27 protein-coding genes are annotated in these 21,599 nt (G+C 58.9%); 2 read left to right on the forward strand and 25 right to left on the reverse strand.

Features of this window, described 5'->3' with window-relative positions:
• Window positions 1-74 precede the first annotated feature (74 nt).
• Complete coding sequence (locus tag HDE72_RS13410; RefSeq protein WP_183741706.1) at window positions 75-1,889, forward strand: DUF885 domain-containing protein; 1,815 nt, start codon at window positions 75-77, stop codon at window positions 1,887-1,889.
• A 166-nt stretch (window positions 1,890-2,055) separates the two neighbouring features.
• Window positions 2,056-2,370, forward strand: coding sequence for a hypothetical protein (locus HDE72_RS13415; RefSeq protein ID WP_183741585.1), 315 nt, complete (start codon window positions 2,056-2,058; stop codon window positions 2,368-2,370).
• Between the two features lie 73 nt (window positions 2,371-2,443).
• On the opposite strand, the gene tatC is transcribed toward HDE72_RS13415, so the two are convergent.
• The 25 genes from tatC to HDE72_RS13540 all read right to left on the reverse strand — a co-directional run bounded on the left by tatC (window position 2,444) and on the right by HDE72_RS13540 (window position 21,585).
• On the reverse strand, window positions 2,444-3,199 hold the full coding sequence (gene tatC / locus HDE72_RS13420) for a twin-arginine translocase subunit TatC (protein ID WP_183741587.1): 756 nt from the start codon (window positions 3,197-3,199) through the stop codon (window positions 2,444-2,446).
• A complete protein-coding gene (tatB, locus tag HDE72_RS13425; protein ID WP_183741589.1) occupies window positions 3,196-3,738 on the reverse strand; it encodes a Sec-independent protein translocase protein TatB in 543 nt (180 codons plus the stop codon). The genes tatC and tatB overlap by 4 nt, the downstream gene beginning before the upstream one ends.
• A gap of 48 nt (window positions 3,739-3,786) precedes the next feature.
• Window positions 3,787-4,023 carry a Sec-independent protein translocase subunit TatA gene (tatA, locus tag HDE72_RS13430; protein WP_183741708.1) on the reverse strand — a complete coding sequence of 79 codons (237 nt, stop codon included), beginning with the start codon at window positions 4,021-4,023 and terminating at the stop codon, window positions 3,787-3,789.
• An 80-nt stretch (window positions 4,024-4,103) separates the two neighbouring features.
• Entirely contained in the window at window positions 4,104-4,475 is a 372-nt protein-coding gene (locus HDE72_RS13435; protein WP_183741592.1) for a histidine triad nucleotide-binding protein, read from the reverse strand.
• Between the two features lie 17 nt (window positions 4,476-4,492).
• Complete coding sequence (locus HDE72_RS13440; RefSeq protein WP_183741594.1) at window positions 4,493-4,846, reverse strand: phosphoribosyl-ATP diphosphatase; 354 nt, start codon at window positions 4,844-4,846, stop codon at window positions 4,493-4,495.
• A gap of 7 nt (window positions 4,847-4,853) precedes the next feature.
• Entirely contained in the window at window positions 4,854-5,270 is a 417-nt protein-coding gene (gene hisI, locus HDE72_RS13445) for a phosphoribosyl-AMP cyclohydrolase (protein ID WP_183741596.1), read from the reverse strand.
• 33 nt (window positions 5,271-5,303) lie between these two features.
• Window positions 5,304-6,065, reverse strand: coding sequence for an imidazole glycerol phosphate synthase subunit HisF (hisF, locus tag HDE72_RS13450; protein WP_183741598.1), 762 nt, complete (start codon window positions 6,063-6,065; stop codon window positions 5,304-5,306).
• 57 nt (window positions 6,066-6,122) lie between these two features.
• Window positions 6,123-6,896 (reverse strand): 1-(5-phosphoribosyl)-5-[(5-phosphoribosylamino)methylideneamino]imidazole-4-carboxamide isomerase, encoded by a 774-nt coding sequence (hisA, locus tag HDE72_RS13455; protein WP_183741600.1) that lies wholly within the window; start codon window positions 6,894-6,896, stop codon window positions 6,123-6,125.
• Window positions 6,897-6,956: 60 nt separating this feature from the next.
• Entirely contained in the window at window positions 6,957-7,595 is a 639-nt protein-coding gene (gene hisH, locus HDE72_RS13460) for an imidazole glycerol phosphate synthase subunit HisH (RefSeq protein WP_183741602.1), read from the reverse strand.
• A 43-nt stretch (window positions 7,596-7,638) separates the two neighbouring features.
• On the reverse strand, window positions 7,639-8,229 hold the full coding sequence (gene hisB / locus HDE72_RS13465; RefSeq protein ID WP_010402123.1) for an imidazoleglycerol-phosphate dehydratase HisB: 591 nt from the start codon (window positions 8,227-8,229) through the stop codon (window positions 7,639-7,641).
• A gap of 20 nt (window positions 8,230-8,249) precedes the next feature.
• Window positions 8,250-9,356 carry a histidinol-phosphate transaminase gene (gene hisC / locus HDE72_RS13470; RefSeq protein ID WP_183741604.1) on the reverse strand — a complete coding sequence of 369 codons (1,107 nt, stop codon included), beginning with the start codon at window positions 9,354-9,356 and terminating at the stop codon, window positions 8,250-8,252.
• Window positions 9,357-9,389: 33 nt separating this feature from the next.
• Window positions 9,390-10,310, reverse strand: coding sequence for a DNA-methyltransferase (locus HDE72_RS13475; protein WP_409254963.1), 921 nt, complete (start codon window positions 10,308-10,310; stop codon window positions 9,390-9,392).
• Window positions 10,307-11,632 (reverse strand): histidinol dehydrogenase, encoded by a 1,326-nt coding sequence (gene hisD, locus HDE72_RS13480; RefSeq protein WP_183741710.1) that lies wholly within the window; start codon window positions 11,630-11,632, stop codon window positions 10,307-10,309. Before hisD ends, HDE72_RS13475 begins: the two co-directional genes overlap by 4 nt.
• Before the next feature lie 15 nt (window positions 11,633-11,647).
• Entirely contained in the window at window positions 11,648-12,319 is a 672-nt protein-coding gene (gene hisG / locus HDE72_RS13485; protein WP_183741606.1) for an ATP phosphoribosyltransferase, read from the reverse strand.
• Window positions 12,320-12,334: 15 nt separating this feature from the next.
• Window positions 12,335-13,585, reverse strand: coding sequence for a UDP-N-acetylglucosamine 1-carboxyvinyltransferase (gene murA / locus HDE72_RS13490; protein WP_183741608.1), 1,251 nt, complete (start codon window positions 13,583-13,585; stop codon window positions 12,335-12,337).
• A 3-nt stretch (window positions 13,586-13,588) separates the two neighbouring features.
• Window positions 13,589-13,825, reverse strand: coding sequence for a BolA family protein (locus tag HDE72_RS13495; RefSeq protein ID WP_183741611.1), 237 nt, complete (start codon window positions 13,823-13,825; stop codon window positions 13,589-13,591).
• A gap of 46 nt (window positions 13,826-13,871) precedes the next feature.
• Entirely contained in the window at window positions 13,872-14,633 is a 762-nt protein-coding gene (locus HDE72_RS13500; protein WP_183741613.1) for an ABC transporter permease, read from the reverse strand.
• Window positions 14,630-15,547, reverse strand: a complete 918-nt coding sequence (locus HDE72_RS13505; RefSeq protein WP_183682540.1) for an ABC transporter ATP-binding protein — start codon at window positions 15,545-15,547, stop codon at window positions 14,630-14,632. The genes HDE72_RS13500 and HDE72_RS13505 overlap by 4 nt, the downstream gene beginning before the upstream one ends.
• 191 nt (window positions 15,548-15,738) lie before the next feature.
• Window positions 15,739-16,086: an STAS domain-containing protein gene (locus HDE72_RS13510; protein WP_183741615.1), complete on the reverse strand. Its 348-nt coding sequence runs from the start codon at window positions 16,084-16,086 to the stop codon at window positions 15,739-15,741.
• A gap of 47 nt (window positions 16,087-16,133) precedes the next feature.
• Window positions 16,134-16,778: an MlaC/ttg2D family ABC transporter substrate-binding protein gene (locus HDE72_RS13515; RefSeq protein WP_183741617.1), complete on the reverse strand. Its 645-nt coding sequence runs from the start codon at window positions 16,776-16,778 to the stop codon at window positions 16,134-16,136.
• Window positions 16,779-16,852: 74 nt separating this feature from the next.
• A complete protein-coding gene (locus tag HDE72_RS13520; RefSeq protein WP_183741619.1) occupies window positions 16,853-17,743 on the reverse strand; it encodes an MlaA family lipoprotein in 891 nt (296 codons plus the stop codon).
• Entirely contained in the window at window positions 17,740-18,210 is a 471-nt protein-coding gene (gene mlaD / locus HDE72_RS13525) for an outer membrane lipid asymmetry maintenance protein MlaD (protein WP_183682528.1), read from the reverse strand. Before mlaD ends, HDE72_RS13520 begins: the two co-directional genes overlap by 4 nt.
• 80 nt (window positions 18,211-18,290) lie before the next feature.
• Complete coding sequence (gene mlaE / locus HDE72_RS13530; RefSeq protein WP_183741621.1) at window positions 18,291-19,073, reverse strand: lipid asymmetry maintenance ABC transporter permease subunit MlaE; 783 nt, start codon at window positions 19,071-19,073, stop codon at window positions 18,291-18,293.
• Window positions 19,070-19,879, reverse strand: coding sequence for an ABC transporter ATP-binding protein (locus HDE72_RS13535; RefSeq protein WP_183741623.1), 810 nt, complete (start codon window positions 19,877-19,879; stop codon window positions 19,070-19,072). Before HDE72_RS13535 ends, mlaE begins: the two co-directional genes overlap by 4 nt.
• Before the next feature lie 242 nt (window positions 19,880-20,121).
• On the reverse strand, window positions 20,122-21,585 hold the full coding sequence (locus HDE72_RS13540) for a glutamate synthase subunit beta (protein ID WP_183741625.1): 1,464 nt from the start codon (window positions 21,583-21,585) through the stop codon (window positions 20,122-20,124).
• Between the last annotated feature and the right edge of the window lie 14 nt (window positions 21,586-21,599).

Raw genomic sequence — 21,599 nt, forward strand, 5'->3', positions numbered from 1 at the left:
GTTTGTTACTTATATTGTCAGGTTTTTATTCACTGATTTTTACAAATAACCAAATAATCAAGAGATTTGAGATGATGACGAAGAATAAAGTTGTAATCGCTGCATTGATGATGGCCTTCACCACGGCGCCCGCCATGGCCGCCAAGAAAACCCAGAAACATGGCAAGGCAGCCGCCAGCGCCAGCAAGAAAACAGCTGCCGCAGCACCGGTCGCGGCAGAAAACAGCCGCGACCGCGCCATGAATAATCTCAGCGGCCAGTTCCTGACGGCCCTGTGGCGCCTCGATCCGGAAGCGGCGATCTCCGTCGGCAAATACGATGGCGCAGCCAATCTCACCATCCCCGACGCAGCCAACCGCCAGGCGCGCCTGGCCTTCATCGATGAGTGGATGGACAAGTTCGGCAAGCTCGACGGCAGCAAAATGTCGCCCAAACAGCGCACCGACCTGGCGCTGGTCACCAACAAGCTGCAATCGGACCGCTGGTATCTGACCACCTTCCGCGATTTCGAGTGGAATCCGGCCGAATACAATGTGGCCAGCACGATCGACTTTATCCTCAATACGGAGTATGCGGCCCAGCCGCAGCGCCTGCGCACCTTGCTCAAGCGCATCGCCACCGTGCCGCAATATTATGCGGCGGCGCGCGCCAGCATCAGTCATCCGACGCGTGAACACACGCAGCTGGCCATCGCACAAAGCGCAGGCGTGCTGAGCGTGCTCGACGACCTGAACAAGACGGCGCAAGCGTCGATCCTGACGCCGACCGAGAAGCAGTTGTACAACGTGCGCATCACTGCCGCCAAGACGGCGGTGCAAGGCTATGCCAGCTGGCTGGGCGAGCAAGACGCCTTGCTGGCGCAGAATGGCGCGCGCTCCTTCCGTATCGGCAAGGAATTGTATGATCAGAAATTTGCCTACGATATACAGGCCGGCGTCAGCGCGGAGCAGATGTACCAGAAGGCCCTGGATGAGCGTGAAAAGCTGCTGACGCATATGGATAGCCTGTCCGACGAACTGTGGACCAAGACCATGGGCGATACGCCCAAGCCGGCTGACCGCACGGCCAAGATCGGCATGGTGATCGACAAGCTGTCGAGCAATCACGTGGCGCCGGCCGATTTCGTACCTGAAATCCGCCGCCAGATTCCCGAACTGCAAGCCTGGGTCACCAGCCACAACCTGCTGACCATGGACCCGAAAAAACCGCTGGTGGTGCGTGAAACGCCGGTCTACCAGCGCGGCGTGGCTGGCGCCAGCATTGAAGCGCCGGGTCCGTATCGTCCGCAAGACCGCACTTATTACAACGTGACCCCGCTCGATGGCGAAACGCCGGAACAGCAGGAAAGCAGCTTGCGTGAATACAACCACTGGATCTTGCAAATCCTCAATATCCACGAAGCCATTCCTGGCCATTACACGCAGCTGATCTATGCCAACAAGTCGCCATCGCTGATCAAGTCCATCTTCGGTAACGGCGCCATGGTCGAAGGCTGGGCAGTGTATGGCGAGCGCATGATGCTCGAATCCGGTTATGGCGACAATGCGCCGGAAATGTGGCTGATGTACTCGAAATGGAACTTGCGCAGCGTCACCAATACCATCCTCGATTACAGCGTGCACGTGCTGGGCATGACGGAAGAACAGGCGCTCGACTTGCTGACGCGCCAGGCCTTCCAGACCCCGCGTGAAGCGAAGGAAAAATGGCGCCGCGTGCAGCTGAGCTCAGTTCAACTGACCAGTTATTTCAGCGGTTTCAGCGAAATCATGGACTTGCGCGAACAACGCAAGCAGGCGCTGGGCAGCAAGTTCGTGCTGAAGGATTTCCATGAGCAATTCCTCAGCTATGGCAGCGCACCCGTCAAAGTCATCAAGGAATTGATGCAGTAAGCAAGACAGATGATCGTTGGAAAGGGCGCTGCGGCGCCCTTTTTCATGGGCTTGTGCTTGCGCAAACCGGTGCTGGCACAAAGGACTACGCTCATTGATGCCAGCACCAGATATACGGCGCTGGCATTTGCCACTTTTTCTGCTAGTCTGGAAGACAGGGAGCATCATGAACATGTCCATCCAATTCGATACACTCGATTACGCCAAAAAATTATCCTCTGCTGGCGTCCCCGCACCGCAGGCGGAAGCCCATGCAGCAGCCTTGGGCAATGCGCTGGCATCGTCAGCCGTGGCACGCGGTGAACTGTCTGCGCTGGAACAAAACCTGCTGTCGGCGATCAAACTAGGCGAACAGCAAATTCACGGTCGGCTCGAACGCATGGATTTGCGGCAGGGGGCGGACATGAAACATGTCTATTGGATGATGAGCACCCTGATCCTCCTGAACCTGGGCATCTTGAGCAAGCTGATGCTGCAATAGCGCTGGGCTCATCCATAAAAAAGCCGCTGCTCCTCACGGAGGCAGCGGCTTTTTCACGTCAACAGGTAAAAACTCAGGAAGCTTCTTCCGGCGCTTGCGTGGCTTTCACAAAGATAGGCGCCACCAGCAAGCCCAGTTCAAACAGCAGCCACATGGGAATGGCCAGCGAGAACTGGCTGACCACGTCCGGCGGCGTGACGATGGCGGCGATCACGAAAGCGCCAACGATCACGTAAGAACGCATTTGTTTGAGCTTGGCGATGCTGACCAGGCCCATGCGCACCAGGATCACCACCACCACCGGCACTTCGAAGGTGGCGCCAAACGCCAGGCACATCGACATGACGAAATCGAGATAATTTTCAATATCGGGCGTGACAGCAATCGAAGCGGGCGCGAAATTGCTGATGAAGTGGAACACGCGGCCAAACACAAAGAAATAACAGAAAGCCACGCCGGCGATAAACAGCAGGGACGATGAAATGACCAGTGGCGCAATCAAGCGCTTTTCATGCGCGTACAAGCCCGGAGCGATAAAGGCCCACAGCTGATACAGCACCCACGGCAGCGAGATGATAAAACCCAGCAGCAAGGTTACCTTCATGGGTATCAAAAAGGGCGACACCACGCCGGTAGCGATCAGTTTCGAACCGGCCGGCAACGCTGCCAGCATGGGCTCGGCAATGAAGTCATAAATATGCGCGGCGCCTGGCCAGTAAAACAGCACGGCGCAGACGACGGCCAGACCGATCGACGCCTTGACCAGGCGGTTGCGCAGCTCGACCAGATGCGAGATAAATGTTTCTTCCAACGGGGCTTTGCTACTCATGAGTAAAAGGACGTCGAGGAAGTGGTACTACGGGGACGGAAGCGGGCCACGCGCGCAGCGCCCGATTGCACATGCATCTTGCCGCCATGACGCTGTTTGTACCAGCCGGGCACGGCCGAATTGCGCACCAGCTTTTTGCGGCGGAATTCGCGCGCCTTGCGGGCCAGGTCTTCCTTGGTGGCGCGCAACATGGCTTCATGTGCATCGCCACCCGGTTCGCCATAGTGGTCGTTATTGCCGCGCCAGCTGTCTTCCATCGAGGAAATATTGCCGGAAATGGAATTTTCCAGACCATGCATGGATTGCTCCACGCTTTGCTTGACGGAATGGGCTGCGTCCTGCACTTCCTTCTGCAGGTTTTTCAGCTCTTCCAATTCGATTTCGCGGGTGACTTCGGATTTCACCTGATTCAGGTAGCGCTGCGCACGGCCATACAGGGTGCCGGCCATACGAGCTACTTTCGGCAACTTTTCAGGGCCGATGACTATCAGGGCAACCACGCCGATGATGGCGATTTTAGAAAGACCGAGATCGATCATAAGCGTACAAGTGCTGTGGCTGGGCAGGAAACTGGTCCCGCCCCGCTATCAGAACTTGCTTTTCTCTTTCGTATCCACGTCGATCGTGGTTTTGTCGGCCACTTGCGATGGCGTAGCAGGAGGAGTGTTCGCTGGCGGAGTTTCTTCTTCGCCCTTGACGCCATCCTTGAAGCCTTTGACGGCCTTGCCAATATCACCACCGATATTGCCCAGTTTCTTGGTGCCGAAGACCAGCATCACAATGACCAGAACGATCAGCCAGTGCCAAATACTCAATGAACCCATCATATTCTCCTTGCGGGACGGCGCCCGGATCGCATCAAACTATGCAGACAGTATACACGCGAACCCGGCGCGCAGCGAAATCAGTGCTGGCCACGCCATGGGCGTGGGCCACCGTAGACGTGCATATGCAGGTGATACACCTCTTGCCCGCCATCGGGACCGCTGTTGATCATGGTCTTGAAGCCGCCCGATGGCAGACCATCGGCGTCATAGCTGACCGCGCAACCAAATTGAGCCGCCAGTTTCGGCGCCAGGCGCAGCAGCTTGCCCAGCACTTCCGTATGACTGTCGTCACAGTCGGACAAAGTCGACACATGGCGTTTCGGAATCAGCAGCAAATGCACGGGCGCGGCTGGATTGATATCCTTGAAGGCCAGCAAATCCTCGTCTTCATATACCACGGTCGAAGGAATTTTTTTGGCAGCAATTTTGCAGAAAATACAGTTATCCACGCAGTCTCCAGGGTTGATCAGGATAGGCCGGACGCATCTTGACGCGCCGCTTTTTCATCGAGACCGGACAAGCCTTCGCGGCGCGCCAGTTCATCGAGCACCTGTTGCGGCGTCAAATCGAACTGGGCCAGCATCACCAGGCTATGAAACCACAGGTCGGCGCACTCATACAATACTTTCGACGAGTCATTGTCACGCCGCGCATCCTTGGCGGCCATCACTGTTTCCGTCGCTTCCTCGCCGATTTTTTTCAGGATCGCATCATCGCCCTTGGCGAACAGCCGCGCCACGTAGGAGGTGGCAGGGTCGCCGCCATTGGCCGGCTTGCGCGATTCGATCACGGCCGCCAGGCGTTTCAGGGTTTCACTCATTGCTTGCTCATTTCTTCGTGTCCGCGTAAATCGTTTCCGGGTCTTTCAGCACGGGATCGGTGACTTGCCACTCGCCCGTCTTTTCATCGCCTTCAAATTTCTGGAAGAAACAGGAGTGGCGGCCCGTATGGCAGGCGATGCCGCCCGCCTGCTCGATTTTCAGCAAGACCACGTCTTCATCGCAATCGAGGCGAATTTCCAGTACTTTCTGCGTATGGCCAGATTCTTCGCCCTTGTGCCACAGTTTCTTGCGCGAACGGCTCCAGTACACGGCTTCACCGAGCTCTACAGTACGCGCCAGCGCGTCGCGGTTCATCCAGGCAAACATCAGCACGTCATTGCTGCCCGCTTCCTGCGCGATCACCGGCACCAGGCCGTGCTCGTCCCACTTGACCTTTTTCAGCCACTTTGCATTGCTAGACACGATAGTTCCGTTTTGCATGTTATTCATATCCTATCAGCTCAAACGCATGGGTATGCCCTGCTGCGCCATGAAGCGCTTGGCTTCCTGCACCGTGTGCTGACCATAGTGGAAAATACTGGCGGCCAACACCGCGTCCGCCTTGCCTATCTTGATACCATCGGCCAGATCTTGCAAGCCGCCCACGCCGCCCGAGGCGATCACGGGGATGCTGACCGCATCGGACACGCCGCGCGTCAGGCCCAGATCGAAACCTGCCTTGGTGCCATCGCGGTCCATGCTGGTAAGCAAGATTTCGCCGGCGCCCAGGCTTTCCATTTTACGCGCCCATACAAAGGCGTCCAGGCCGGTGGCGTTGCGCCCGCCATGGGTAAACACTTCCCACTTGCCCGGCGACACCTGTTTCGCGTCGATGGCGACCACGATGCATTGCGAGCCATGCTTTTGCGAGGCTTCATACACCAGTTGCGGGTTCGTCACGGCCGAGGTGTTGATGCTGACCTTGTCGGCGCCCGCGTTGAGCAGGCGGCGCACGTCTTCCACCACGCGCACGCCACCGCCCACCGTCAGCGGAATGAACACTTGCGAGGCGACCGCTTCGATGATGTCGAAGATCAAGCCACGGTTGTCGCTGGAGGCAGTGATGTCGAGGAAAGTGATTTCATCGGCGCCCTGCTCGTCGTAACGGCGGGCAATTTCTACAGGATCACCCGCGTCGCGCAGCTCCGTGAAATTGACGCCTTTGACGACGCGGCCATTGGTCACGTCGAGGCAGGGAATAATTCGTTTTGCAAGCATGATGATATCCAATTGTCGCCAGGCCAGGGAGCGCATGCGCGCCCCGGCCAGGCTGGCTTAAACAGCCTCGTCGCTTAACTCGTCGGCGCGTTCTTGCGCCTGCGCCAGGTCGATCGTGCCTTCATAAATCGAACGGCCGCAAATCACGCCTTCGATACCTTCGGCTTGCACGGCGCACAAGGCTTCCACGTCGCCGAGATTGTGCAGGCCGCCCGAAGCGATGACGGGAATCTTGACCGCTTGCGCCAGCTTGACGGTGGCTTCGATATTGATGCCGCCCATCATACCGTCACGGCCGATGTCCGTGTAGATGATCGATTCCACGCCATAGGCTTCGAATTTCTTGGCCAGGTCGATTACTTCGTGGCCCGACATCTTGCTCCAGCCATCGGTCGCGACCTTGCCATCCTTGGCGTCCAGGCCAACGATGATGTGGCCAGGGAAGGCGCTGCAGGCGTCGTGCAGGAAGCCGGGGCTTTTCACGGCCGCCGTGCCGATGATGACATAGCTGATGCCGGCGTCCAGGTAGCGCTCGATGGTGTCGAGATCGCGGATGCCGCCGCCCAGTTGCACGGGGATTTCCTCGATATCGTTTTCCAGCGCAAAGTCTTGCACGGCTTTCAGGATGGCTTTTACGGCGCCTTCGTTTTTCGGCTTGCCGGCAAACGCGCCGTTCAAGTCGACCAGATGCAGCCGCCGCGCGCCTTGTTGCAGCCAATGGCGTGCCATGTCAGCAGGGTCTTCGGAAAATACGGTGGCAAGTTCCATATCGCCTTGTTTCAGGCGTACGCAGTGACCGTCTTTCAGGTCGATGGCGGGAATGAGCAGCATGGTCGTGTGGTCAGGGTTATGAGTGGGTAAGTAAAAATAGCGAAAACGGTGAAACGGAAATCAAGGTTGCCAGTGAACGAAATTCTTGTACAGCTGCAAGCCGGCAGCCGCGCTTTTTTCAGGATGGAACTGGGTCGCGAAAATATTATCACGGGCGACGGCGCAAGCGAATGGCTTGCCATAGACAGTCTGGCCGACCGTGTGGGCCGCTACTTGAGGCTGAGCAAAGTAGCTGTGCACAAAGTAAAAATAAGCATCATCGGCGATGCCATCCCACATGGCATGTGACGCCGTTTGCCGCACTTGGTTCCAGCCCATCTGCGGCACCTTGAAGCGCGAGCCGTCTTCCTGCACCTGGCCGTCGAGCTGGAAACGCACGACTTTGCCTGGCAGCAAGCCCAAACCGGCCGCATCGCCCTCTTCGCTGCTATCGAACAGCATTTGCTCACCGATGCACACGCCCAGCACGGGCTTGCTGTCGGCTGCGCGCAGCAAGGCCTCCAGCACGCCCGACTCACGCAGGCTGCGCATGCAGTCGGGCATCGCGCCCTGGCCCGGCAAGACGATGCGGTCGGCGCTGTCGATATCGGCCACCAGGCCGGAAATGCAGACATCGGCTTCCGGCGCCACGGCCCGCAAGGCTTGCGCTACCGAGCGCAGATTGCCCATGCCGTAATCCACCACCACAATTTTATTCATCTGTTTTAATCTAGAAATCTATGAACCAGGAGTCAAGGTCAGCTTACAGGCTGCCCTTGGTCGACGGAATGATGCCGGCTGCGCGCTCGTCGAGCTCGGCAGCCATGCGCAGCGCACGGCCAAACGCCTTGAACACGGTTTCGCACTGGTGATGGGCATTGGTGCCGCGCAAGTTGTCTATATGCAAGGTCACACCGGCATGGTTCACAAAGCCACGGAAAAACTCCAGCGTCAGGTCAACGTCGAAGCCGGCGATCATCGCGCGCGTGAACGGAATGTGATATTCGATGCCTGGACGGCCGGAGAAATCAAGCACCACGCGCGACAGCGCTTCGTCCAGCGGCACGTAGGCATGGCCATAACGGCGAATGCCCTTCTTGTCGCCGATGGCCTTGGCCACCGCCATGCCCAGTGTGATACCCACGTCTTCCACCGTATGATGGTTATCGATGTGCACGTCGCCCGTCGCTTCGATATCGAGGTCGATCAAGCCGTGGCGGGCGATCTGGTCCAGCATATGGTCGAGGAAAGGCACGCCGGTGTTCAGCTTTTGCTGGCCGGTGCCATCAAGATTGAGGGCGACGCGTACTTGCGTCTCGTTGGTGTTGCGCGTGATTTCTGCGGTGCGGTTCATGGCGGGACTCTGGCGGTAGGCTAAACGAGGGATGCTTTGAAGGCATTGAAAAAAATGGCATTGTCTTCTGGCGTGCTGACGCTGATGCGCAGGCAATTGGCCAGCACTGCATGCATTTTACTCACATTTTTAATTAAAACCCGGTGAGTGAGCAATTTTGCATAGACATCGTCGGAATCTGGTACACGTATCAAAAGAAAATTTGCTTTTGATGGAAACACGGTCACGCCGGGCAGCGCAGCCAATTGTTCGGCCAGCGCATCGCGCGCGCTGTTGAGCAAGGCCGCCTGTGCATTGAGCACGTCGACATGTTCCAGCGCGAATTCTGCCGCCACCTGTGTCAGCACATTGACGTTATACGGCGGCCGTACTTTTTCAAACTGGGCCAGCAAGGCTGGTGCGGCCGACATATAACCGAGGCGGATGCCGGCCAGGCCCAGTTTCGACACGGTGCGCATCACCACCAGGTTTTCAAATTCCGGCAAACGGCCCATGAAGCTCTGCTGCGCAAACGGTTCGTATGCTTCATCGACGACGGCAATGCCGGTGTCGCCCAGGGCGGCGATGATGCGTTCGATATCGGCCACGCTGAACAGATTGCCGGTCGGGTTGTTCGGGTAGGCCAGGAACACCAGCGCCGGGCGGTGCTGCTCGATGGCGGCCAGCATGGCGTCGATATCGAGGCTCAGGTCGGCAAGCAAAGGCACGCCGACAAAATCCATGCCGGCGAACTGCGCCGAGCGCGCATACATGACGAAGCCGGGCACGGGCGCCAGCAGCACGGCGCGGCGCGGCCGCTGTTGCAACGGCGCTTGCACGGCGCAGGCCATGGCCAGAATCGAAATCAATTCATCGGAACCATTGCCCAGCAAGACATCATAGCCGGCGGGCACGCCCAGTTTGCTGCAGATGGCCGCCTTCAGGCTGGCGTACGACGGCGGATAGCGGTTCAGCACGGCGCCAGCCAGGCGCAGGCCCAGCTCGTCGCGCAAATGCTGCGGCAGCAGATACGGATTTTCCATCGCATCGAGTTTGATATAGCCGCTGGCATCAGGCACGTGATAACTTTTGACGTCCTGTACGTCGGAGCGTACCGTATTGCTGATTAACTGATCGAGGAAAGACATTGCTGCAAGCACTCCTGATAATTTTGTAAGGGTCTAGGTGGTGACGTCTTCCGGCTCGGCGGCCGGCGTCTTCCTGGACGGTGTTTTTTTGGCTGCCGGCTTTTTCACGGCGGTGGCTTTTTTCGCTGCCATTTTCTTCACTGCCGTTTTCTTGACCGGCACTGGCGGCGCGTTCATTTCCAGTTCCTGCGCCGTCAAACGCTGTTCGATGATGGCGCAGTAATCGGGGTTCAACTCAAAACCGACGAAATCGCGCCCGCAACGCTTGGCGGCCAGCGCCGTGGTGCCGCTGCCCATGAACAGATCCAGTACCACGCCGCCGGGTGGGCAGGAAGCCTTGACCATGCGCTCGATGATTTCGAGCGGCTTTTGGGTCGGGTGGTCGGCCCGTTCCGGGTGTTCCTTGTGCAGGCGCGAAACGCTCCACAAGTCTTTCGGGTTGTAGCCCACTTCCAGCCATTTCGCACCGATGAAGATCGAGCGCGAACGGGCTTTTTTGGTGGCCGCGTCGTAGGCGATGCGCACCGCGTCAAGATCGAAGTAGTAATCCTTGCGCTTGACGAAGAAGCCGATGGTGTCGTGCACCGATGAAAAGCTGCGCACGCTGCCGCCCATGGACGGCACGCGGCGGTCCCATATAATCTCGTTCATCATCGCCATGCGCTGTTTCAGCATGACGAAAATCTCTGGTGAATAACGCCAGGTCAAAAAAATGTACAGGCTGCCGTTGGCTTTGAGCTTGGGCAGCGCCGCATCGATCCATGCTTCGGTCCAGCGCAGGTAGTCCGCGACCGATTGCTGGTCCGATGCATTGCCATAATCCTTGCCCAGGTTGTAGGGCGGGTCGGTCAGGATCAAGTCCACCGAACCATCGGGAATCCGCGCCAGCCCCGCCAGCGCGTCTTCGCAATAGACCCGGTTGAGCCAGTCCGGCCGGTCCGCCATATTCGTCATGGCTGCGGCTTCAAACGCAGTTCGGCGCTGCGCGCGTGCGCCTGCAAGCCTTCGCCATACGCCAGCGTGGCGGCGACACGGCCCAGCGTTTGTGCACCGGCTTCGCTGACATGGATGATGGACGAACGTTTCTGGAAGTCATACACACCGAGTGGCGACGAAAAACGCGCCGTGCGCGAGGTCGGCAGCACGTGGTTAGGGCCGCAGCAATAGTCGCCCAGCGACTCGGACGAAAAACGCCCCAGGAACATGGCGCCTGCATGGCGGATTTTATCGGCCCATTGCTGCGGGTTCTCTGCCGAGATTTCCAGATGTTCGGCCGCGATGCTGTTGGCGATCTCGCAGGCCTCATGCATGTCGCGCACTTTGATCAGGGCGCCACGGTCGGCCAGCGAGGTGCTGATGGTGGCCTGGCGCGGCATGGCAGGCAGCAGTTTCCGGATGCTTTCCTCCACGCGCGCGATGTAGGCGGCGTCCGGGCACAGCAAAATGGCTTGCGCCAGCTCGTCGTGCTCGGCCTGCGAAAACAGGTCCATCGCCACCCAGTCCGGGTCCGTCGTGCCATCGCAGATGACCAGGATTTCCGACGGGCCGGCGATCATGTCGATGCCGACGATGCCGAACACGCGTCGCTTGGCGGCGGCCACATAGGCGTTGCCGGGGCCGACGATCTTGTCGACCGCGCCTATGGTCTGCGTGCCGTAAGCCAGCGCGCCGACCGCTTGCGCGCCGCCGATGGTGATCACGCGCGTGACGCCGGCAATCGCCGCGGCGGCCAGCACCATCTGGTTTTTCACGCCATCGGGGGTAGGCACCACCATGATGATTTCTTTGACGCCCGCCACGTGCGCAGGAATCGCATTCATCAGCACCGACGAAGGATAGGCTGCCTTGCCGCCCGGGACGTAGATGCCGACCCGGTCCAGCGGGGTGATTTTTTGTCCCAGCACGGTGCCGTCAGCCTCGGTATAGCTAAAGCTGCGCAATTCCTCGCGCTGGCGTTCATGGAAGGCGCGGATGCGCTGGGCAGCCACTTGCAGGGCTTCGCGCTGGGCCGATGGCAAGCCATTCAGGGCAGCTTGCAGTTCGGCTTGCGAAATGTCAAAAGCCGACATTTCGGCCGCACCGCCGTGGGGAATGCGGTCAAAGCGGTTGGTGTAATCGAGCACGGCGGCGTCGCCGCGCGCTTTTACGTCGGCCAGGATTTTCGTGACCGCCGTTTCAATCGCATCATCGGTGCCGGCTTCAAACGCCAGCAAGGTATCGAGCGATTGTTGAAAATCGTCCTGGCTTGAATCGAGCTTGCGTATCTGTAGCGGCATCATAGCCTCCTGCTGTTATCGGGTCTGCGAGGCGCGTTCAAAGGCCTCGATAATCGGCTGCAAGCGTTCGCGCTTGAGCTTTAAGGCGGCCTGGTTTACCACCAGGCGCGACGAAATTTCCATGATGTGTTCGACTTCGACCAGGTTATTGGCGCGCAGGGTGCTGCCGGTGCTGACCAGGTCGACGATAGCGTCGGACAAACCTACCAGCGGCGCCAGCTCCATCGAGCCATACAGCTTGATCAAATCGACGTGCACGCCCTTGGCGGCGAAGTGTTCACGCGCCGTGTGCACGAACTTGGTGGCCACGCGCAGGCGCGCGCCCTGGTGCACGGCTTTTTCGTAATCGAAGCCGGCCTGCACCGCCACCGACATGCGGCAAGAGGCGATATTGAGGTCGATCGGCTGGTACAAGCCTTCGCCGCCGTGCTCCAGCAAGACATCCTTGCCAGCCACGCCAAAGTCGGCCGCGCCGTACTGCACATAAGTGGGCACGTCGCTGGCGCGCACGATGATAACGCGCACGTTCGGATCGTTGGTGGCCAAAATCAGCTTGCGCGAAGTCTCCGGGTTTTCCAGCACCTTGATGCCGGCCGCTTCCAGCAGCGGCATGGTGTCTTCAAAAATGCGGCCTTTTGAGAGCGCCAGTATCAGCTGCCCATTGGCGCCACTGTTCGATCCGTTCATGCTCAGTCCTCTTATTTATTTGACACGCACGATGTTCGCGCCGACCGCCGACAATTTGACTTCCATGCGGTCATAGCCGCGGTCGAGGTGATAGATGCGGTCGATCAGGGTTTCACCATCGGCCGCCAGGGCTGCGATCACCAAGGATGCCGAAGCGCGCAAATCGGTTGCCATCACGGGCGCGCCGCGCAGCTGCTTGACGCCGGTGATGATGGCGGTCTTGCCATCGATGCTGATGTCGGCGCCCAGGCGGTTCATTTCCTGTACGTGCATGAAACGGTTTTCAAAGATCGTCTCGGTGACGCGGCTGGCGCCATTGGCGATGGTGTTCACCGCCATGAACTGCGCCTGCATATCGGTCGGAAAACCTGGGTATTCGGTGGTGCGGAAGCTGACCGGGGTCGGACGGGCCGACATCTCGGCGCGGATCCAGTCGGCGCCGAAAGTCATCGTCAAGCCCATGGCGCGCAGCTTGTCGAGCGCCGCATCCAGAATGTCGGTACGCACATTGCGCAGGGTGATGTCGCCACCGGTGGCGGCCACGGCGCACAGGAAGGTGCCCGTTTCGATGCGGTCGGCGATCACCGCGTGGGCGGCGCCGTGCAATTGCGGCACGCCCTGGATCACCAGGCGGCTGGTGCCGATGCCGTCGATCTTCGCGCCCATGGCCACCAGCAGGTGGGCCAGGTCGGTCACTTCCGGTTCGCAGGCGGCGTTTTCCAGGATGGTCTCGCCTTCGGCCAGGGTCGCGGCCATCAGCAGGTTTTCGGTGCCGGTGACGGTGATCATGTCGGTGACGATGCGCGCGCCTTTCAGCTTGGCGCACTTGGCGTAGATATAGCCGGCTTCGATGCGGATCTCGGCGCCCAGTGCTTCCAGGCCCTTGATATGCTGGTCAACCGGGCGCGAACCGATGGCGCAGCCACCCGGCAGCGAGACCTTGGCTTCACCGAAACGCGCCAGCATTGGGCCCAGCACCAGAATCGAGGCGCGCATGGTTTTCACCAGTTCATACGGCGCTTCCAGGGTCGTGATGGCGCTGCCGTTCAAGACCACGCGGTCGCCTTCGTGCTGCACTCTCAAGCCCGTCTGGCCCAGCAATTTCAGCATGGTCGAAACATCGTGCAGGTTCGGCACATTCGTCAGTTCCAGGTCGCCCGAAGTCAGGAGGCCGGCGCACAGGATGGGCAGGGCGGCGTTTTTCGCGCCGGAGATGGCGATGTCGCCGTTCAGGCGGTTGCCGCCATTGATGAGGAGCTTGTCCATTGCTTATCCTTGGAATTCTTCAGGTGTCAGGGTTTTCATCGACAGCGCGTGGATTTCTTCGCGCATGCGGTCGCCCAGCGCCGCGTAGACGATCTGGTGGCGGGCGATCAAACGCTTGCCGGTAAATTGCGGCGACACGATCACGGCCTGGAAGTGCTGGCCATCGCCCTCCACTTCAAGGTGGGTGCAGTCGAGGCCTGCCGACAGGTAGCCATGGATCAGTTCTGGGGTGGTAGTCACGATAAGTCCTTGATATTTGAATAGGGTAGTGATTGATATGCCGCAATTAGTGACGCAAACGATAGCCGCTTTTCAGCAGGCGGATCGATGCCAGCGCCAGGATCACCAGGAAGCCGCCGACGACGGACAGGCTCAGCCACGGGCTGACGTCGGAGGTGCCGAAGAAACCGTAGCGGAAGCCGTCTATCATGTAAAAGAAAGGGTTCAGGTGCGACACCGACTGCCAGAATGCGGGCAGCGAATGGATCGAATAGAACACGCCCGACAAAAAAGTCGCCGGCATGATCAGGAAGTTCTGGAAGGCTGCCAGCTGGTCGAATTTCTCGGCCCAGATACCGGCGATCAAGCCCATGGTGCCCAGCATGGCGGCGCCCAGAAAGGCAAAGATGACGATCCACAGCGGCGCGACAAACGACAGGTCGACGAACCAGTAAGTGATGGCGAATACGCCAAAGCCCACCGCCAGGCCGCGCACGACCGAAGCGAGTACATACGCCGAAAAGATTTCCCAGTGCGACAAAGGCGTCAGCAGCACGAATACCAGGTTGCCGGTGATCTTGGACTGGATCAGCGAAGACGAGGAATTGGCGAAGGCGTTTTGCAGCACGCTCATCATCACCAGGCCAGGGATCAGGAAAGCCGTGTAGCTGATGCCGGGGCTGGGCTGCACGCGGCCATCGAGCACATGGCCGAACACCAGCAGATACAGCATCGAGGTGAGCACGGGCGCGGCCACGGTTTGCGTCGCCACTTTCCAGAAACGCAAAGTCTCTTTGTAGACGAGGGTGCGAAATCCAGTCGAAATCATACGGTACCTTTATCCATGATCTGCAAGAAGATATCTTCCAGGTCGGCTTGTTGCAATTGCATTTCGTCGATCTCGGCGCCCGCTTCACGCAGGCGTGCCAGGATTTGTTCGACTTCGCTGTATTCATTGACGCGCAGGCTGAACTTGTTGGGCGCCTGCCGCTCTTCCGGATGCAGCACCAGGTGCTGCAGGTCGGCCGGCAAGGCGCCGTGCTTCAGGTGCACTTGCAGCTGCGAGCCGGCGATGCGGCGTATCAGGGCCGACATGGTGTCGAGCGCCACCACCTTGCCCGACTTGAGCATGGCCACGCGCTGGCACATGGCTTGCGCCTCTTCCAGGTAGTGGGTGGTCAGCACGACGGTGTGGCCGCCTTCGCGGTTCAGGCGCGAAATGAACTTCCACAGGGTCTGGCGCAGTTCCACGTCGACGCCGGCGGTCGGCTCATCGAGCACGATCACGGGCGGCTTGTGCACCAGCGCCTGGGCCACCAGCACGCGGCGCTTCATGCCGCCGGACAGAGCGCGCATATTCGTGTCGGCCTTGCCGGTCAGGTCGAGGTTTTCCATCACCTCGTCGATCCACTTGTCATTGTTCGGCAGGCCGAAGTAGCCGGACTGCAGGCGCAAGGTCTCGCGCACCGTGAAGAACGGGTCGAACACCAGTTCCTGCGGCACCACGCCCAGGTTGCGGCGGGCATTGCGGAAATCCTTGACCACGTCGTGGCCATGGATCTTGACGGTGCCCGCGTCGGGCCGTATCAGGCCGGCGATGATGGAAATGAGGGTGGTCTTGCCGGCGCCGTTGGGACCGAGCAGGCCGAAAAACTCGCCTTCCTCGATCGCCAGCGACACGCCGCCCAGCGCCTTGAGCGATTTATAGCTCTTTTCTACATTCGTTATTTGAATTGCGGTCATGTGCTTATCAGATGTGATGCGTGTGTCAGCCACGAGGCAGGCCACAGGCCGGTACTAGGCGCCGCCTTCCGGAGAAGTAGCGCAACAGTCAATTATAGTTTGAAAATTCGTGGAACACTTGGAGATCAATCCGGCGGCGCTGCTGGCATGCCGGCTTGAAAGCTACTGCTGATGCGGGGAGTGGGACAGGATCAATGATGATGCAGGTCAGACGGGCTGCGTTCGGCGGTGTCGCCGGCAGTACCGCAGTTTTCGTCGCTGGTGGTGCTCGAGACGAGCGAGCAGACGCCATACAGCTTGGTCAGGTTTTTCAGATTGGTCGGCAGGTTTTTCAGCTCCAGCACGCCGCCGGCGTCTTGCGCTGCGCGCTGCCAGCTCAGCATCACCGACACGGCCGCCGAATCGACAGCCTGCACGTTGCGCAGGTCAAAGCGCGTCTGGCCAGACTTGATCGCCTCCAGACCCTGCTCCAGCGCCGAAGTGGCGTTGTGCACGGTCAGTGAAGTCAGGGACTGCAAAGTGTCGAGAGAGTCTGGCATGGCGTCGGGTTGCGCTGGTTTAGCGTGTGGAGCTATATGATAGCCGATTATTTGGCTTTGGGCGCCGGACGGTTTGCCAAAGCCTTGTTTTTCGCTTGCAAGGTCTTGATCAGGCCATCGATGCCGCCTTTGCTGATTTCGCTGGCAAAGCTGCTCTTGTAGGTTTCCACCAGCCAAGCGCCCAGCACATTGATATCGTAGATTTTCCAGCCCGTTGCCGTTTTGGAAACACGATAGTTCAGCGGTACTGGTTCGCCGCGCGGCATGTTCACTTGCGAGCGCACTTCCACGTCGGTGTCGCCAGGGTCGGCGCGCAGCGGCTTGAATTCCACGGTTTCGTTTTTCACTTGCGACAGGGCGCCCGAATACGTGTAGATCAGCAGGGTGCGGAATTCTGCCGACAACTGCTGTTGCTGATCCGGCGTGGCGTCGCGCCAGTAGCGGCCAGCTGCCAGGGAAGTCATGCGCTGGAAGTCCACGTACGGCAGGATCTTGGTTTCGACCAGTTCGGTGACGCGCTTGATGTCGCCAGCCTGGATGGACTTGTCGTTCTTGGCTGTATCGAGCACATCCTGGCTGATACGTTTGACCAGCGCATCCGGTGCTTCATTCGCAGGGACGGCAGGCGCAGCCTGGGCGGCGGTGGCAAAGGCGATGGTGGCCATCGCGAGCAATTGTTTCATCAATTTCATGGTTTTACCCTTATGGTGGTGTTGCTCGGCACCGGCTGGCATGCTATGCAGCCGTGTGTTCTGTATGCCTTAGTCTACTCCTGCGGCTTGGCCTGCGCCGCAACGGTATTGCTACCAGATGTTACGAGTTCGACAGGGGCAGGGGTGACGGTGGTGGCTTCAGGCGCAACATCTGCGGTCATCGGCGCTTGTTTCAAGTCATCATGATCCGAATCCAGCGAGCTGGAATCGTTCTTGTTCTTTTTACTGCGGCTCAAGTCGCCATCGAAGACTTTGCTTTCACGCGCTTGCAGGAAACCGTCGCGGATGAATTCGTAGCGGTCCAGTGCGGCCGCTTCCATCAGGTTGGTCGCATCGAGCAGCGAAGCACGCTTGTCGACTACGCGTGTGGCCGTGCCGATATTGCGCACCGACACAGGCTCCTTGTAGCGCCATGGATCGCCGACGATATCGGCCGGCAAGGCCACCGTGTCACGCACGGTCGATGGGCCCAGCAGCGGCAGCATCAGGTACGGACCCGACTGCACGCCGTACCAGCCCAGGGTCTGGCCAAAGTCTTCATTGTGTTTCGGGATGCCCGCTGGCGACGCGAAGTCGATCAGGCCGAAGATACCAAAGGTCGAATTCAGGCCAACGCGCGCCACATCTTGCAAGCCCTTCTCGCCCTTACCTTGCAGCAAGTTGTTCACGGCGCTCCAGACATCGGACAAGTTGCCAAAGAAGTTGCCCACGCCCGTTTGCACGAACGACGGCAAGACCGTCTTGTAGGCAGTGGCGGCCGGTTTCAAGGCATACGTATCGACCGTATCGTTGAACTTGAACATGGCGCGGTTGTAGCCTTCGAATGGATCGGCCGGGTTGTTGGCGGTGGTGCTGGCGCAAGCGCTCAGGGTCGCGGCGATGGCCAGGGCCAGGCCGATACGGGAGAGACTACCTGTTTTGATATGTGTATTCGACTCGCTCATTTGCTATCCTTTCCATCCGCTGCCTTGCTGTAGATGAACTGATTGATCAGGTCTTCCAGCACTGTGGCCGATTGAGTACGGGCAATCTTGTCGCCCTCTGCCAGGTTCGCCAAATCACCGCCTGCTTCCAGGCCAATGTATTGCTCACCCAGCAGACCAGCCGTCAAAATCTTGGCCGAGCTGTCTTTCGGGAATTTATAACCGTCTTCGATGTCCAGCTTGACCAGCGCCTGATAGCTCTTGTCATCGAACGTGATCTCGGCCACGCGGCCGACCACCACGCCGGCACCCTTGACGGGCGCCTGCGGCTTGAGGCCGCCAATGTTGTCGAACTTGGCACTAATGGTATATGTCTTGCTGAAAGACAGCGAGCTCATATTGCCAGCCTTGAGCGCCAGAAACATCAATGCTGCTACACCCAGCAAGACGAACAAGCCTACCCAGACATCCAAAGATTTACGTTGCATAAACAATCCTAAATAATTTTTACTTGCTGCACCCTGCGCAGAAACTGCGCAAGCCGCTAATTTTGACGCCAGTGACCGAATTACTTGCTAAACATCAACGCTGTCATCATGAAATCCAGCCACCACACCATCAGCGACGATATGACAACCGTACGCGTGGTGGCGCCGGAAACATCTTCTGGCGTCGGCTGTGCCTGATAACCCTGGAACAGGGCGATAAATGTCACCGCGATACCGAACACCAGGCTCTTCAGGGTACCGTTACCGACTTCTTTCCAGACATCCACACCGCTTTGCATCTGCGACCAGAACGAGCCTTCGTCGACGCCGATCAGCACCACGCCGACCAGATAACTGCCGATAATGCCCACTGCCGTGAAGATCGCGCCCAGAATCGGCATGGCGATCACGCCGGCCCAGAAACGGGGCGCCAGTACGCGCTCGACCGGGTTTACGGCCATCATTTCCATGGCAGATAATTGCTCGCCAGCCTTCATCAAGCCGATTTCGGCCGTCAGCGAAGTGCCTGCGCGGCCGGCAAACAGCAGGGCTGTGACGACCGGGCCCAGTTCGCGCGTCAGCGACAGCGCCACCAGCAGACCCAGCGATTGTTCCGCGCCATAGGTGGTCAAGGTGTAATAACCTTGCAAACCGAGCACCATGCCGACAAACAGGCCAGACACGGCCGTAATCACCAGCGAGCGATTACCAATAAAAAACAGTTGCTCAATCACCAGGCGCGGACGGCGCCACAGGCCGCCCGACGAGGCGATGATGATAAAAAACGAACGCACGGCAAAGCCGAGGTCTTGTACCGAACGACGCAGCCAGGCTCCGATCGCTCCCAGGAAACGCGCGATCATCGGCCAACTCCCGCATGCAGACCCAGGTCATCGGCCAGCGATTTGCCCGGATAATGGAACGGTACGGGGCCATCGGCTTCCGCATTGACGAATTGTTTGACATACGGATGCGTGGAGACGGCCATTTCAGCCGGCGTGCCATGCGCCACAATTTTTCCCGATGACAGGAAATACACGTAATCAGCGATCGCGAAACACTCCTTCACATCGTGCGATACCAGAATCGATGTGGAACCAAGCGCATCGTTCAGATTGCGGATCAAATTGGCCGTCACACCCATGGAAATAGGGTCCAGGCCGGCAAACGGTTCGTCATACATGATCAATTCGGGATCGAGCGCAATCGCCCGCGCCAGCGCCACGCGCCGGCCCATGCCGCCCGAAATCTCGGCCGGCTTCAATTGCGCCGCATTGCGCAAGCCCACCGCCTGCAGCTTCATCAGCACCAGGGTGCGGATCAGCTCTTCATTGAGGTCCGTATGTTCGCGCAGCGGAAACGCCACGTTCTCAAACGCCGTCAAATCGGTAAACAAGGCGCCGTGCTGGAACAGCATGCCCATCTTGCGGCGCATCTGGTACAACTGCCTGGTATCGAGCGTATGGACGATCTGGTCATCGACATTGACGGTGCCGGCGCTAGGGCGCAACTGGCCGCCGATCAGGCGCAATACGGTCGTCTTGCCGCTGCCGGAACCACCCATGACCGCCACAACTTTTCCACGTGGGAAATCCATCTGAAGGCCCGACAAGATCGAACGTTCACCATAGGCAAAGTGTAAATCACGGATTTCAACAAGATTTGGCACGACGTAACTCACTATTTTAATGGCGTATTGTAGTGCAGAAACGCCAAACTCTGCTGAGGGGCCACCTTGGGCATCCCGGTAAGGGGGAAGAATACAACACTAATGAATCGAAAGTCAGATAGTTTATTGTAAAAAGCCAGGCTCTGCTTGCGATCGCCGCCCAGCGGACCTGGCACCAACAAAATAGCAAAGGCCACGACGCAGTGCGCGCCGTGGCCCCGGAAGCAAACAAGGGATGCTGATCAGCGTGGCAGCAGCGAGCCGCCCATCAGGAAGGTATCGACGGCGCGCGCACATTGGCGGCCCTCCCGGATGGCCCAGACCACCAGCGACTGGCCACGGCGCATGTCGCCGGCGGCAAACACTTTGGGCACCGAAGTCTGGTAGCAGTCATCGCCCTCGGTGCTGGCGCGGGCGTTGCCGCGCGCATCTTTATCCACGCCAAAGGCGTCGAGCACCTGTTGTACAGGAGAAACAAAACCCATCGCCAGCAAGACCAGGTCGGCTTTCATTTCGAATTCCGAGTCCGGCACTTCGCTCATCTTGCCGTCTTTCCATTCCACCCGGCAGGCAATCAGCTTTTCTACCTTGCCGCCCTTGCCTTCGAAACGCTTGGTGGCCACCGCCCAGTCGCGTTCGCAGCCTTCCTCGTGCGACGACGAGGTGCGCAGCTTGGTCGGCCAGTAGGGCCAGACCAGCGGCTTGTTTTCCTTTTCGGGTGGTTGCGGCATCAGTTCGAACTGGGCCACCGAGGCGGCGCCGTGGCGGTTCGAGGTGCCCACGCAGTCCGAACCCGTATCGCCGCCGCCGATCACCACCACGTGTTTACCGGTGGCCTTGATCTGGTCTTTCAGCTTGTCGCCCGCATTGACCTTGTTTTGCAGTGGCAAGAAGTCCATGGCGTAATGCACGCCCTTCAAGTCGCGGCCCGGCACCGGCAAGTCGCGCGGAGTTTCGGCGCCGCCGGTAAGGATCACGGCATCGAATTCTTTTTCCAGGTCTTCCGGGAAAATCGTTTCCTTGGCCCAGTTATTTACGCTGGCAGGGAAATCCTTGCCAACCAGCACGCTGGTGCGGAACACCACGCCTTCGGCTTCCATCTGTTTGACGCGCAGATCGATGTGCGACTTTTCCATCTTGAAGTCGGGAATGCCATAACGCAGCAAACCACCGACCCGGTCGCTTTTTTCAAACACGGTCACGGCATGGCCGGCGCGCGCCAGTTGCTGCGCCGCCGCCAGGCCTGCAGGGCCGGAACCGACGATGGCCACCTTCTTGCCCGTGCTGAAACCAGCAGGCTGCGGCACCACCCAGCCATGTTCCCAGCCCATGTCGATGATTTTATGTTCGATCGACTTGATGCCGACCGGATCTTCATGGATGCCCAGGGTGCAGGCCGATTCGCACGGCGCCGGGCAGACGCGGCCCGTGAATTCCGGGAAGTTATTGGTCGAATGCAAGATATCGAGCGCTTCGCGGTAGGCGCCACGGTAGACCAGGTCATTCCAGTCGGGAATGATGTTGTTGACTGGGCAACCCGTGTTGCAGAAAGGGATGCCGCAATCCATGCAGCGCGCGCCCTGCACGGTCGCTTGCGCATCCGTCAGGTGCAGCACGAATTCCTTGTAGTTCTTCAAACGGGCGGCAGGCTCCAGATATTGCTCGTCCTGCCGCTTGAATTCCATGAAGCCGGTAATTTTACCCACGATAATTCCTTTGT

Origin of the sequence: Janthinobacterium saanense (genome assembly GCF_014200675.1) — a bacterium.
GTDB lineage: Bacteria > Pseudomonadota > Gammaproteobacteria > Burkholderiales > Burkholderiaceae_D > Janthinobacterium.